The organism is Amphritea atlantica (genome assembly GCF_900111095.1).
Taxonomy (GTDB): Bacteria; Pseudomonadota; Gammaproteobacteria; order Pseudomonadales; family Balneatricaceae; genus Amphritea; species Amphritea atlantica.
Genome location: NZ_FOGB01000018.1, coordinates 37,132 through 50,535 on the forward strand (window position 1 = coordinate 37,132; position 13,404 = coordinate 50,535).

The 13,404-nt window shown below is 52.3% G+C and carries 13 protein-coding genes; 8 read left to right on the top strand and 5 right to left on the bottom strand.

Annotated elements, in window-relative coordinates; translation table 11 throughout:
• Positions 1-40: 40 nt before the first annotated feature.
• On the top strand, positions 41-1,258 hold the full coding sequence (gene fabB / locus BMY09_RS19965) for a beta-ketoacyl-ACP synthase I (protein ID WP_091361789.1): 1,218 nt from the start codon (positions 41-43) through the stop codon (positions 1,256-1,258).
• 58 nt (positions 1,259-1,316) lie between these two features.
• Here fabB and BMY09_RS19970 read toward each other — a convergent pair whose 3' ends face one another.
• From BMY09_RS19970 to moaA, 4 genes are all read right to left on the bottom strand, one after another.
• Complete coding sequence (locus BMY09_RS19970; RefSeq protein WP_091361791.1) at positions 1,317-2,126, bottom strand: lysophospholipid acyltransferase family protein; 810 nt, start codon at positions 2,124-2,126, stop codon at positions 1,317-1,319.
• On the bottom strand, positions 2,123-2,602 hold the full coding sequence (moaC, locus tag BMY09_RS19975; RefSeq protein WP_091361793.1) for a cyclic pyranopterin monophosphate synthase MoaC: 480 nt from the start codon (positions 2,600-2,602) through the stop codon (positions 2,123-2,125). The genes BMY09_RS19970 and moaC overlap by 4 nt, the downstream gene beginning before the upstream one ends.
• Positions 2,599-3,723, bottom strand: a complete 1,125-nt coding sequence (locus tag BMY09_RS19980; RefSeq protein WP_091361795.1) for a 1-acyl-sn-glycerol-3-phosphate acyltransferase — start codon at positions 3,721-3,723, stop codon at positions 2,599-2,601. The genes moaC and BMY09_RS19980 overlap by 4 nt, the downstream gene beginning before the upstream one ends.
• Positions 3,724-3,824: 101 nt before the next feature.
• Positions 3,825-4,835 carry a GTP 3',8-cyclase MoaA gene (gene moaA, locus BMY09_RS19985; protein WP_091361796.1) on the bottom strand — a complete coding sequence of 337 codons (1,011 nt, stop codon included), beginning with the start codon at positions 4,833-4,835 and terminating at the stop codon, positions 3,825-3,827.
• A 97-nt stretch (positions 4,836-4,932) separates the two neighbouring features.
• Here moaA and BMY09_RS19990 point away from each other — a divergent pair, with 97 nt between their 5' ends.
• Entirely contained in the window at positions 4,933-5,298 is a 366-nt protein-coding gene (locus tag BMY09_RS19990) for a SirB2 family protein (RefSeq protein WP_245756638.1), read from the top strand.
• A 6-nt stretch (positions 5,299-5,304) separates the two neighbouring features.
• On the opposite strand, the gene rfbD is transcribed toward BMY09_RS19990, so the two are convergent.
• A complete protein-coding gene (gene rfbD, locus BMY09_RS19995; RefSeq protein ID WP_091361799.1) occupies positions 5,305-6,237 on the bottom strand; it encodes a dTDP-4-dehydrorhamnose reductase in 933 nt (310 codons plus the stop codon).
• A 220-nt stretch (positions 6,238-6,457) separates the two neighbouring features.
• On the opposite strand from rfbD, the gene BMY09_RS20000 reads away from it, so the two are divergent.
• The 6 genes from BMY09_RS20000 to BMY09_RS20025 all read left to right on the top strand — a co-directional run bounded on the left by BMY09_RS20000 (position 6,458) and on the right by BMY09_RS20025 (position 13,371).
• Positions 6,458-7,114 carry a TetR/AcrR family transcriptional regulator gene (locus tag BMY09_RS20000; RefSeq protein WP_091361801.1) on the top strand — a complete coding sequence of 219 codons (657 nt, stop codon included), beginning with the start codon at positions 6,458-6,460 and terminating at the stop codon, positions 7,112-7,114.
• Between the two features lie 273 nt (positions 7,115-7,387).
• A complete protein-coding gene (locus BMY09_RS20005) occupies positions 7,388-8,935 on the top strand; it encodes an ABC transporter ATP-binding protein (protein ID WP_091361802.1) in 1,548 nt (515 codons plus the stop codon).
• A complete protein-coding gene (locus BMY09_RS20010) occupies positions 8,932-10,041 on the top strand; it encodes an ABC transporter permease (protein WP_091361804.1) in 1,110 nt (369 codons plus the stop codon). The genes BMY09_RS20005 and BMY09_RS20010 overlap by 4 nt, the downstream gene beginning before the upstream one ends.
• A 4-nt stretch (positions 10,042-10,045) precedes the next feature.
• A complete protein-coding gene (locus BMY09_RS20015; protein WP_091361805.1) occupies positions 10,046-10,972 on the top strand; it encodes an ABC transporter permease in 927 nt (308 codons plus the stop codon).
• Positions 10,973-11,221: 249 nt separating this feature from the next.
• Positions 11,222-12,313, top strand: a complete 1,092-nt coding sequence (locus BMY09_RS20020) for a BMP family ABC transporter substrate-binding protein (protein ID WP_091361807.1) — start codon at positions 11,222-11,224, stop codon at positions 12,311-12,313.
• 95 nt (positions 12,314-12,408) lie between these two features.
• Entirely contained in the window at positions 12,409-13,371 is a 963-nt protein-coding gene (locus BMY09_RS20025) for an isopenicillin N synthase family dioxygenase (protein WP_091361808.1), read from the top strand.
• The last annotated feature ends 33 nt before the right edge of the window (positions 13,372-13,404 follow it).

Sequence of the window (13,404 nt, forward strand, 5' to 3'; positions counted from 1 at the left end):
CTATACTTACAATGTTTTTACTGAATAAAAGAGGCATCCTATGAGACGTGTCGTTGTTACCGGAATGGGTATCGTATCTTGCCTGGGTACTGATAAAGAAGCCGTCCTGGACTCACTGAAAGAGGGCCGTTCCGGCATCAAATTTCAGGAAGAGTATAAAGAGATGGGGTTTCGCAGCCAGGTAGCTGGCAGTATTGATCTGGATTACACAGACCTGATAGACCGCAAACTGGTGCGTTTCATGGGTGATGCTGCAGCTTATGCGTATCTGTCTATGGAGCAGGCGATCAAAGACGCTAACCTGAGCGAAGATATGGTATCTAACGTGCGCACCGGCCTGGTGGCAGGTTCCGGCGGCGCATCCTCTGCTGATATCGTTGAAACGGCAGATATTCTGCGTACTAAGGGCGTTCGCCGCGTTGGACCTTACCGGGTAACCCGCACCATGGGATCTACCGTTTCGGCCTGTCTGGCAACCCCTTTCAAGATTAAGGGTGTTAACTACTCCATTACGTCTGCCTGTGCTACCAGCGCCCACTGTATCGGTAATGCGATGGAACAGATCCAGCTGAACAAGCAGGATATTGTTTTCGCGGGTGGCGGTGAAGAGCTGCACTGGTCCCTGAGTGTGATGTTTGATGCCATGGGCGCTTTGTCCAGCAAATATAACGACACTCCGGAGAAAGCGTCCCGTGCCTATGATGCCAACCGTGATGGTTTTGTTATCGCTGGCGGTGGCGGCATGCTGGTTCTGGAAGAGCTGGAACACGCCAAAGCCCGTGGCGCCAAGATCTATGGCGAACTGGTCGGCTATGGTGCCACTTCCGATGGCTATGACATGGTTGCCCCATCTGGTGAAGGCGCTGTGCGCTGTATGCAGCAAGCGATGAGCACCGTTGATGGCAGCATCGATTACATCAACTCCCACGGCACCTCTACACCCGCGGGTGATATTCAGGAGCTGAAGGCGATGAAAGAGACCTTCGGTGATCAGATGCCACCTGTCAGCTCTACCAAGTCACTGACCGGTCATTCTCTGGGCGCTACCGGTGTTCAGGAAGCGATCTACAGCCTGCTGATGATGGAAAACAGTTTCATCTGTGCATCAGCCAATATTGAGGAGCTTGATCCTGCAGCAGAAGGCCTGCCGGTTGTCACCGAACGTCGTGACAATGTTGATCTGCAACGGGTGATGTCTAACAGCTTCGGTTTCGGCGGTACCAACTCGACTCTGGTGTTCCAGAAATACACCGGCTGAGTATTTTAGCCGATAAAAAAACCCGCCTTCCGGCGGGTTTTTTATTTATTCCTGTCTGTTAAACAGACTCTTCATCGACCACCTTCAGGTCTCGCATCTGCGCTTCCAGCCAGCCGATTGAGTCAGCGTGAATCTCATCAACGGAACGATCCGCCACCGGCACAGGAGTGCCCACCCGAACCGTAATTGTCCCCGGATATTTGATATAACTTTTGCCCGGCCAGAAGAGCCCGGCATTATGCGCTAACGGCACAACCGGCACCTGAGCACTGGCCGCCAGCATCGCACCGCCTTTATTGAACTTACCCAGCTTGCCGGTTTCGACCCGGGTCCCCTGAGGAAAGATAACGACGTTAATCCCCTCTTCGAGACGCTCTTTACCCTGAGTCAGCAACTGTTTTAAAGCCCCCCGACGTTTACTACGGTCCAGCGCAATCGGCTTTAACATCCCCAGAGCCCAGCCAAAAAAAGGAATTTTTAACAGCTCCTGCTTCAACACCGCACTCTGCGGACGAATCAGGGTCTGCAAAAAAAATGTCTCCCATTCACTGGAGTGGTTAGCAACCACCACATAGGCCCCTTCACTCCCTGAAGGCAGGTTTTCCCGCCCCTCAACCCGGTATCTGACGCCACAGGTGAGATAGAGCCATAACATGGTGAAGTAGTTCATCAGCGTGAAGAGCTTAAAACGGGGACGAAAAGGTAACGCCCAGCCCACCAGCAGACAGAACGCGGCAAACACCAGGGTGACCGGATAAAAAACAATATAAAAGAGCGTCGCCCGCAGGTATAAAAACAGTGAGGGTTTTCGCATCATCGCCTGATCTTCCTTTTGGGCACTTTCATCAATGTTTACAACAGGTTTCAAGGGTTCACCTGCCAGTGGCCACTTTTCCCGCCACGTTTCTCTAACAGTTTTACCTCAGAGATAACCATCCCTTTATCCACCGCTTTGCACATATCATAGATAGTCAGGGCGGCAACCGATGCAGCGGTCAGCGCTTCCATCTCAACCCCGGTCTGGCCTGCCAGTTTACAGGTCGCCAGAATCAGCACCGCATCTGACTCCGGCTGAGGCGTCAGCTCAACAGAGACCTTACTCAGCATCAGCGGATGACACAAAGGGATCAGATCAGAACAGCGTTTGGCCGCCTGAATACCGGCGATTCGGGCCACCGCCAGCACATCACCTTTTTTATGCTCACCCGCCGTAATCATATGCAGCGTTTCGGGCAGCATCTTAACCACAGCCTGAGCTGTCGCTTCGCGGGTGGTGACGGCCTTATCCGACACATCAACCATATTCGCATGCCCTTTCTCATCCAGGTGCGTCAGACGGCTCATGCAACCTCCTGCGGTTTCTGTTTATTCAATACCGGATTGGCATACATCTGTCGCAAAATTTTTGCCGCAGACTCGGATAGTCCCTCGGTACGGGCTGTAAACAGCGTTTTCTGCTCATCGCTGATGCTGTCCTGATCGACTCCCGCTGCCAATAAATTGGAGGGATGCAGATAATAGTTGTCAATAATCTGCCGGTCGATCTCCGCTGCCAGCTCTTCGGGGGTATTCTTAGCGGTGATTACGTCGCCAAACGCAACGTGCACATGACCCTTGTTGCCGGTAATCCCGGTAACAATACTGTCGATATCCTCAAACTGAGCTTTCTGATATTCCCCCCCCTGGGACTTGCAGTCCAGCTCCTGCGCCTTGGCCCGGTCACAGGGGTCATACTCATAGGAGATTGAAACAGGCACGATTTTTACCCGCTCAAGAAACTCTGCAAAGCTACGCTGTTTGCGGTGCGCCATATAGAACATTTTCAGGATAGCGGGGTCGGTAAAATCGTTACCATCCTTAGCCCGCCCTTCCCGCTGCGCAATCCAGACACTCGCCTCATCCTGCACCAACGAATGGTCAATATAAGCGGACAACTGACCTAAAGCGGTGAGCACCTCCCGCCCTTTCGCCGAACGGTTGACAATAAAACTCTTATTCAGACGCATCAGATCAGACACATAGGGCTTGCGCAGCAGGTTATCACCAATAGCGATACGCAGTGTATCAAAGCCGTTCTGATACAAAGCCCAGTTAACAAATGCCGGGTCCATCGCTATATCCCGGTGGTTTGACACAAACAGGTAGGCCTCATCCTGTTCAAGATTTTCAATACCGCTGCAGGAAAGACGGCTAGTGGTACGTCCAATCATCTTGGTCATATAGCCGGCAATCAGCAACTGGAAGTCCTGAATGCTTTCGATCTCTCCGGTTTTCTGCGCCAGATATATACGTACTGCGGGTTTCAGCAACCAGCCAAACAGAGATGCCATCTGGGGAAACTGATATCGGGTCAATACTGAGATAAGTTCATCGTCATGGATCAGCCGGTTCAGAACATCACTTACCTCGCTATCATGGTAGGGGCGGATATTCTGAAATGGATCATTGATAGAGCTGGCTGCCATTCTGCCTCCTGAGGCACTGCGAATATTAAGGCGGGTATTTTACAGGGAGATAGGAATAATTTCAGCGCACTTTACCAATTCTTTAAATTAATCGATCCAGCTCAGCCTCCGGTCATATTCATAAACCTGACAATCTGTGGTGTTTCATCAGCCAGATCAAAATGGTGCTGCTCGGGTTTCAGCTCCATTGCCTGTATCAGGTGCTGTTTCAGCACCTCAATATCGTTGGGATGCTCCCGGACCACCCGGCGCAGATCCATAGAGTGTTCATTGCCCAGACAGAGCAGCAGTCGCCCCTCCACGGTCATCCGCACCCGGTTACACTCACTACAGAAGTTGTGGCTGTGAGGGGAGATAAAACCTACCCGGCTGTCGCTATCGGCCATACGGTAATAGCGGGAAGGCCCGCCGGTTTTCTCATCACTGTCGATCAGTGCATACTCAGCCGAGATCATCTCCAGCAACTCATCACTGGAGCAATACATCTCGGCACGATCATGTTCGGTGATCGCCCCCAGCGGCATCTCTTCGATAAAGGTAATATCCACACCTTTGTGACGGGCAAACGCGATCAGATCCAGTACCTCATCATCATTACGCCCTTTCAGCACCACCGCATTGAGTTTAATCCGCTTAAACCCTGCAGCTATCGCCGCATCAATCCCCGCTAATACCTGTTCAAGCCGCCCGGTGCGGGTTAAGCGTTTAAATTTATCCGGCTGCAAACTATCCAGACTAATGTTCAGCCGATCCACTCCCAGCCGCTTGAGATCAGCAGCCATACCAGATAACTGTGAACCATTAGTGGTGATCAGTAACTCAGCCGGTAGCTGACCCAGCTGTTCCACCAGCGTCAGGATCCCCCGCCGTACCAGCGGCTCACCACCGGTAAGACGGATCTTATTCACCCCTAGTTCGACAAAAGCCCGGGCCACCAGATACAGCTCTTCCAGCGATAAAACCTCGCTGCGGGGTAGAAACTGCATCTCCTCAGCCATGCAGTAAACACAGCGGAAATCACACCGGTCGGTGACCGACAGACGGATATATTCAACTTTCCGGCCAAACCGGTCGACCAGTTGAGTGGCTCTGCTGTTCTGATTTATCTGCATACCTGGGTAGTATCTCTTGCGTATTTAGGTAAGAATATACCTGATTATTTTAGTCAGTTATTCAATCAATTGTTAGGCGAGTTTTCAAGCAATGTACATGGCACTTAAGCACACCCACATCACCTTTGCCGCTCTGAGCATACTTTTTTTCACCCTGCGCGGGTACTGGATGCTTTCAACACCGGAAAAGCTGCAACAACGCTGGGTCAGAATTACACCACATATTATCGACACCCTGTTGCTGATAAGCGCCATCGCCCTCACCATTACCATCAGCCAGTATCCCTTTACCCATAGCTGGCTGACAGCAAAGCTGATCGCACTGATCGCTTATATAGTGCTGGGCACAATCGCCCTGAAACGAGGGAAAACTAAAGGAATCCGCACACTGGCATTTGTTCTGGCGCTGACCTGTGCAGCCTATATCGTCTGGGTAGCACTGCACCACGCTGCGTTTCCCTGAGATCGGCTATGCGGTGATATCGTTAATCTCTTCATTCTGATACTGCTCACGAATCATCGCCACCAGTTGACTGCGCCAGGGCAACTGGCGGATACCAAAGTGATTCAGCAGCTTGGTACAGACCAGTACAGAGGAGGCCGGGCGTTCAGCATCACTGCCCAGCTCGGAAGAGCTGATAGGAATCAGCTTCTCGACTTTCAGTTTTTCATACTGGCCGGCAGCGGCCAGCACCGCTTCCGTAAAACCGTATCGGGTGGTGATCTCTGCACAGCAGTAGTGATAGGTACCCCAGTTTTCGGCACCATTATGCAGCTGTTTCAGTATCGCAACGATCACCCGGGCAATATCGCTGGCGGAAGTCGGGCAGCCCCGGCGGTCATCCGCGGCAACGATCTCCTCTTCCTGGCGCGCCTGAAGCAGCGCCCGGCGCATAAAATTATCGCCAATAGTGCTGAATACCCAACTGACCCGGAGAATCAGATGGCGCGGCAGCGTGGCGCGCAACACCTCTTCACCCTCCCATTTACTGTCACCATAGAGCCCCAGGGGGCGTGCCTGGTCATCCTCTTTATAACCACTCTCGTAGTGCCCATCAAAAACATAGTCTGAGGAGAGATGGATCAGCGGAATAGATAACTCGCCACAGGCCATCGCCAGATTCTCTACTGCGTCCCGGTTCAGCGCATAGCAGCGCTCAGACTGAGCTTCAGCCTGGTCAACCGCATTAAACCCGGTGGTATTGATCACATAGTCCGGCAGATGCTCATCCAGCCGTTTCTGCACCTGTTGACGATTGCTGATGTCCAGTTTCGCATCGGTGAAGGCCACCACAGAAAAGAACGGATCATTCTGGGTTGCCTGATTTAAAAAATAGCCAATCTGTCCATCCGCTCCGGTAATTAAAATTTTCGCCGGCGTGGTCAGAAAATCCTGTGTCATTAAGTTACAACTCCAGCAGTTTTGCTTTCAAATCAACGATACCATATCAAAACCATAGCGAAACCAAAAAAAGCGACCGGGATGATAAAGTTTTCTCAAAAAGATCAGAACCGGGAGCACGGTTTCGGCTATGGTTGCAAAGAGTCAGAATATATCACCGGACGAAAGATTCTTTTACGTTATAATTCTGACGCAACGTTTGGTAATACGAGACCGATTCATGCTGTTAGAGATCAGCTCACATAAGAGCGAAAAACCTGCAGGGCGAATTCGCCAGCGCAATGAACAACGGATTCTGGCAGCCGCCGAGCATGAATTTGCTGCCTGTGGCTTCAAAGGGGCCAGTATGCGGGAGATCGCCGCCCGGGCTGAGCTGCCAAAAGCAAATATTCATTACTACTTTAAAAATAAGCTGGGACTCTATTTCGCCGTGCTCAGCGATATTATCGACCTGTGGGATAGCACATTAAGCAATCTCAAAGCGGAGGATGACGCAGCTCAGAGCCTGACGCAGTATATCCGCAAAAAAATTGAGTTCTCCCGCGATCACCCTCTGGCCTCGCGAATTTTTGCCAGCGAAATTATCAGTGGCGGTCCGAACTTACAGGCTTACTTCAGTGAAGGCTATGAGGAGTGGTTCCGCTCCCGGACTGCGGTATTCGAGCAGTGGCAACAACAGGGAAAACTGGATGCCAACATCACCCCAAGCCATCTTATTTTCCTGCTGTGGTCCAGCACTCAGCACTACGCTGATTTTGCCCTGCAGGTTTCGTCGGCACTGGGCAAAAAAAGCCTGGATGATCAGGACTACGAACAAGCGATTAACACCCTCTGCCACATCATTCTCAAAGGCAGTGGCATCACCAGGGATCTGTGAGGCTGCCCTCCTGCGTCACGCCTCTGCTTGCATGCCTTACAAGAGTGCAGCGTTATGACACTGACGAACCGGTCTGGTGCATTGCGACAGTGCATGTTGTCACTGTTCCACACACCACTCCCCACAGGATTGTTCAGTGCGAATAGTGATCGGTCAGTGAAACAAATACTGACCATCTGGCCAGGTTTTTGCTTAACTGTAAGATATACAAGACTCAACCGGCTTGTTTGAGTATAGTTTTCCTTTTCTTCTATCATCGGCGAGGTAGCCCACGTGAAGCAGCATTCACCGCCCCCACGACTCTCCCTGCGCGGCATTACCAAACAATACCCCGGCTGTCTGGCTAACGATGATGTCCACCTGGATATCGCACCCGCAGAGATTCACGCCCTGCTGGGCGAGAATGGCGCAGGCAAAAGCACGCTGATGAAAGTGATCTACGGGCTGGTCAAACCGGACCGTGGCGAGGTGCTCTGGGATGGTTTACCCATCGAAGTAAAGGACCCGGCTCAGGCCCGCAAGATGGGTATCGGCATGGTATTTCAACACTTTTCGCTATTTGAAACCCTGACCGTGACTGAAAATATCGCCCTGGCACTGGGTGATGATGCCGGCGCACTGGATCAACTGGCAGAAAAAATTCGTACGGTGTCCGAAAAATACGGTATGACGATCAATCCAGAACGGGAGATACATACCCTGTCGGTCGGTGAGCGGCAACGGGTAGAGATCGTCCGCTGCCTGGTTCAGAACATCAAACTGCTGATTCTGGATGAACCCACCTCCGTATTAACCCCTCAGGAGGTGGATAGCCTGTTTATTACGTTGCGACAACTGGCCAGTGAAGGCTGCTCAATCCTGTTCATCAGCCATAAACTGAACGAAGTCAAAGCACTGTGTCATAACGCCACCGTACTGCGGGCGGGCCGCGTTTCCGGCGAGTGCGTTCCCGCAGAAGAAGATACCACCAGCATGGCTAAGCTGATGGTTGGCGATGATACACCGGTCAGCACCACCTACCCCAAAAAACTGGGGAGTACACCGCTGCTCTGTATCTCTGACCTGAATCTGCACAGCGATGATCCGTTTGGGGTGCATCTGAAACATATCAACCTGACAGTGAATGCCGGTGAGATAGTGGGCATCGCAGGGGTCGCCGGTAACGGCCAGGAGGAGCTGCTGGCAAGCCTGAGTGGCGAACACCTCTGCCCGGATGGGAAAACCATCACCTTTGCAGAAGATGCTGTGGCTGACCTTCCGCCGGATCAACGACGCCGGTGGGGACTGGGGTTTGTCCCCGAAGAGCGCCTTGGCCGTGGCGCTGTACCGGAGATGAGCCTGACCGAGAATGCCTTACTGACAGGGTTTCTCTCCGGACTGCTCAGCAAAGGGATGGTGGCCTGGAAAAAAGCCGAAACATTTGCCGACCAGATTATCGATCAATACCGAGTCAAAGCCGCTGGCCGCCATGCTCAGGCTGATAGTCTGTCCGGCGGTAATCTGCAAAAATTTATTATCGGCAGGGAGATCATGCAGAACCCCAAAATTCTGATCGCAGCCCACCCCACATGGGGGGTCGACATCGGTGCAGCAACCGCCATTCACAAAGCTCTGATTACCCTGCGTGATCAGGGAGCAGCCATTCTGGTGGTATCGGAAGATATCGACGAACTGTTCCTGATATCAGACCGCATCGGTGCAATCTGCAATGGCGCCCTGTCTCCGGTTAAGCCCACACCCGAATCATCAATACAGGAGCTGGGACGGATGATGGCCGGCGATTTTAGCCAGTCCGCCCATGAGGGGAGTGCTACCCTATGATTAAACTCGAACCCCGCGGCGAACGCTCTGCCACCATGGCCTATCTTTCACCGGTATTGGCGGCGTTACTGACAATGCTAACCGGTTTACTGTTGTTCACCCTGCTGAACGTTGATCCTGTGGAAGCACTGATCACAATTCTCTACGTTCCGATCTCTGATACCCACGGGATTGCCGAGCTCTGTGTTAAAACCGCACCGATACTGCTCTGCGCCATCGGCCTGTCGGTGGTTTTCAAAGCAAAAATCTGGAATATCGGTGCCGAAGGGCAACTGTTGATGGGCGGACTGTTCGGCAGTTATATCGCCCTGCAGCTGATTGAAGCAGAGGGCTTCTGGGTTCTCCCCATCGTCCTGATCGCCGGGATCCTGGGCGGTATGTTCTGGTCGGGTATCGCGGCAATCCTCAAAGTACGCTTCCATACCAATGAGATCCTGACCACCATTATGATGAACTATATCGCCCTCAATATTCTGCTCTGGGCGGTTCATGGGCCACTGAAAGACCCGGAAGGATTCAACTTCCCTGAATCAGCACTGTTTGGTGATTCTGCCCTGTTACCGGTTTTAATTGAGGGCACCCGGGTACATTTTGGGATGGCGCTGGCGCTGTTCGCAGTGGTTGCCGTCTGGGTTCTGATGAGTCGCAGTTTCTACGGCTTTCAGATCAAAGTGATGGGGATGGATGCCGGAGCCGCACGGCTGTCGGGCTTTAAAGAGAAACGACTGACCTACTTTGCGCTATTGCTGAGCGGTGGACTAGCAGGCCTGGCGGGCGTCGGCGAAGTGACCGGCCCCATTGGCCAACTGATCCCGCAGATCTCTCCCGGATACGGATACGCCGCCATTATCGTTGCCTTCCTCGGCCGCCTTCACCCTCTGGGCATTCTGTTAGCCAGTCTGCTCATGGCTCTGCTCTATATGGGTGGCGAGATGGCACAGATCAGTCTGGGATTACCTCTGGCACTCACCGGACTGTTTCAGGGTATGCTGCTGTTCTACCTGCTGGCCTGCGATGTACTGATCTCATTCCGGATACGCCTCAAACCCAGAAAAGTAAAAACCAGTACGCCCTTAACACCTTTAGCGTCTGAGACCCGAGGATAACCCCATGGATATAGATCTGATTACCAATATACTCTACGCCATGATCCGTACGGGAACACCGTTGCTAATCGTGGCGCTGGGAGAGCTCGTGTGTGAAAAAAGTGGCGTGCTGAATCTTGGCCAGGAGGGCATGATGCTGATGGGGGCCGTGGTCGGCTTTATCGTCACCCTGCTGTCTGGCAGCCTCCTGCTTGGATTTATTCTGGCGATGGTGGCAGGTGTTCTGATGTCACTTATTTTCGGTCTGATCACCATGGAACTCAGCGCTAATCAGGTTGCTACCGGACTGGCGCTGACCATCTTTGGAACCGGTTTGTCAGCATTTATCGGCAGTGAATTTGTTGGCAAACCCATTGAGGGTCTGGACCCTGTCTTTATCCCGGTACTGACCGACCTGCCCATCATCGGCCGGATGTTGTTTGGCCAGGACCTGATCGTCTACCTTTCCTTTATTCTGTTTGGTGCGGTTTACTGGTTTATCAACTACTCCCGCCCGGGGCTGGTCCTCAAAGCGGTGGGAGAGAACCCTCACGCCGCCAATGCCATCGGTCTGCCGGTCTTTAAAACCCGCTATCTGGCGATCATCTTTGGCGGGGCGATGGCGGGGCTGGCAGGCGGCTATCTTTCGCTGGCCTATACGCCTCTGTGGGCCGAAAACATGTCTGCAGGACGCGGCTGGATCGCCCTGGCACTGGTAGTGTTTGCCAGTTGGAAAGCGGAACGCGTACTCTTAGGGGCATGGCTATTTGGTCTGGCCAGCATCCTGCACCTGGTATTTCAGGGACTCGGCTTTGCGGTTTCGCCAAACCTGCTGGCGATACTCCCCTATTTGGCTACAGTGGTGGTACTGGTGATTCTGTCAAGCAATCAGACCCGTAGCCGCCTGGTGGCACCGATGTCGTTGGGGAATCCGTTCCATGCCAGAGGCTGACCGTCTGAATTTAGCTGCGCTCTGTTTTTGTGATCTGAATTAAAGCAATCACAGAGCCCATGCACCAGAATAAGGCAACTTTACCTATTCGATGATACCCTCGACAGATCCGATTCAGCAGGATGAGAGGATAACAACGGGATAACCAAAATATGACTAATTGGTCAGATTTTTGCTTAAACAGTTACAACTGACCAATAGGTCAACTTTTTGCCAGTCAAACCAAATGACTCAACAGGAGATGGACGCATGAAACGTCGTCAATTTAACAAACTGGTTACCGGTCTTGCTGCCGGTGTGTGCTTGTCAGCACTCTCCACCCTTTCAGCTCAGGCCGCCGATCCGCTCAAAGTTGGCTTTGTCTATGTCGGCCCGATTGGTGACCACGGCTGGTCATATCAGCATGATCAGGGACGTAAATCCGTTGAAGCGGAGTTTGGTGATAAAGTGCAGACCACCTATGTGGAAAACGTTGCCGAGGGAGCTGATGCGCAGCGGGTGATTTATAATCTGGCGAAAACAGGCCACAACCTGATCTTCACCACCTCGTTCGGCTTTATGAACCCGACGCTGAAAGTAGCTAAGCAGTTCCCCAATGTTGTCTTTGAGCATGCCACTGGCTACAAGATGGCGAAGAACCTGGGCACTTATATCTCCAAGACTTTCGAAGGACGTTATGTTGCCGGTTACGTCGCCTCTCAGGTGACCAAGAGCAATAAGATCGGCTATATTGCCTCCTTCCCTATTCCAGAGGTTATTCGCGATATCAATGCGGTACAGCTGGCACTGAACAAATACAACCCGGAAGCGGAACTCAAAGTCATCTGGGTAAACAGCTGGTTTGATCCGGGTAAAGAGGCTGACGCGGCCAACGCCATGATGGATCAGGGAGTTGACGTTATTCTGCAGCATACGGACAGCCCGGCAGCGATGCAGGCAGCAGAACGCCGTGGTATCTACGCGGTAGGCCAGGCCTCTGATATGTCCTCCTTCGGCCCCCACGCCCACCTGCTGTCGGTAGTTGATGAGTGGGGCCCTCACTACATCAGAACCGTTAAAGCCGTTATGGATGGTACCTGGGAAGCAAAAGCCAATGTCGAAGGGATGAAAGAGGGATCGATTGTTATCCCAGGGTTTAATGAAAGCATCCCAGCAGATGTTGTTACCCATGCAAAAGAGCTGATTGCAGGCATCAAAGATGGCAGCGTTTATCCGTTTGCCGGACCGATCAAAAATCAGGCAGGCGAGCTGGTTGTTGCTGAGGGCGAACGCCTGAACTATGAAGATCTGGAAAAAATGAACTGGTACGTTGAGGGCATCACCTCTGAGATCCCGAAGTAAGACCCGCCTGATTATTAAATAGCGACACCAACAACATCCCCCGCTATCACCGATAGCGGGGGGCTGGACTCACCAACCGTTGTTTACAAACCCTTATGAATATTCCTCTGATCGATATATCCAGTTTGTACTCTGATAATGAGACCGAGAAACTGAAAGTAGCTGAGGCCATCGATGCCGCATGTCAGAACAGCGGCTTTTTCTATATTCAGGGCCACCCTATCAGCAACGCCCGCATAAACGAGATGCGCGAGCTGTCGAAAGCGTTTTTTGCACTCCCGGAGGCGGAGAAGGTAAAAATCGATATCACCCTGTCTGCCAACCATCGCGGCTATGGCAAAATGAAAGCAGAGCAGCTGGATCCAGAGCGTCCTGGCGATATTAAAGAGACCTTTGATATGGGGCTGAATCTTGCGCCAGACCATCCGCTGATCGGACCTGATCGACCACTTTATGGACCCAACCAGTACCCGCAACAGCCGGCTGACTTTCAGCAAAAAATGGAGCGCCACTACTGGGATATGCTGGAACTGGGTAAAACGGTACTCAGCGCCCTGGCAATAGCCTTAGGCATCGACAAGGATTTTTTTGCCAACAAGTTTGAGCACCCACTGAGCGTACTACGTTTTATCCACTATCCGGAAGTACCGCAGGTTAATGGCGAAAAACATATTGGCGCAGGCGCCCATACGGATTATGGCTGCATTACCATTCTCTGGCAGGATGAAACTGGCGGACTGCAAGTACAGGACACAACCGGTAAATGGATAGACGCACCACCCATTGAGGGCGCATTTGTTATCAATATCGGTAATATGATGGCCCGCTGGAGTAACGATCGTTACAAATCCACCGCCCACCGGGTGTTCAGTCCCAGTGGACGGGAACGCTACTCCATGCCCTTCTTCGTCGAACCAGATTTTGATACCGATGTCAGCTGTCTGGAAAACTGTTGTGCCCCGGGCGAGACGCCGAAGTATGAGCCGATTTCCGCCGGTAACTGGATGATCTACTGCTTCAACAACACCTACGCCTACCGGGCTGAAGAGACCGCCTGAAGTGATCTTCGGTGTGATCCTTCTGCCGCGGTA

Coding starts and splice junctions, on each gene's coding strand:
- BMY09_RS19990 (WP_245756638.1), top strand. CDS start 4,933: ATGGCACTTAAGCACACCCACATCACCTTTGCCGCTCTGAGCATACTT.
- fabB (WP_091361789.1), top strand. CDS start 41: ATGAGACGTGTCGTTGTTACCGGAATGGGTATCGTATCTTGCCTGGGT.
- BMY09_RS20025 (WP_091361808.1), top strand. CDS start 12,409: ATGAATATTCCTCTGATCGATATATCCAGTTTGTACTCTGATAATGAG.
- BMY09_RS20020 (WP_091361807.1), top strand. CDS start 11,222: ATGAAACGTCGTCAATTTAACAAACTGGTTACCGGTCTTGCTGCCGGT.
- BMY09_RS20000 (WP_091361801.1), top strand. CDS start 6,458: ATGCTGTTAGAGATCAGCTCACATAAGAGCGAAAAACCTGCAGGGCGA.
- BMY09_RS19980 (WP_091361795.1), bottom strand. CDS start 3,723: ATGGCAGCCAGCTCTATCAATGATCCATTTCAGAATATCCGCCCCTAC.
- BMY09_RS20010 (WP_091361804.1), top strand. CDS start 8,932: ATGATTAAACTCGAACCCCGCGGCGAACGCTCTGCCACCATGGCCTAT.
- rfbD (WP_091361799.1), bottom strand. CDS start 6,237: ATGACACAGGATTTTCTGACCACGCCGGCGAAAATTTTAATTACCGGA.
- moaA (WP_091361796.1), bottom strand. CDS start 4,835: ATGCAGATAAATCAGAACAGCAGAGCCACTCAACTGGTCGACCGGTTT.
- moaC (WP_091361793.1), bottom strand. CDS start 2,602: ATGAGCCGTCTGACGCACCTGGATGAGAAAGGGCATGCGAATATGGTT.
- BMY09_RS20015 (WP_091361805.1), top strand. CDS start 10,046: ATGGATATAGATCTGATTACCAATATACTCTACGCCATGATCCGTACG.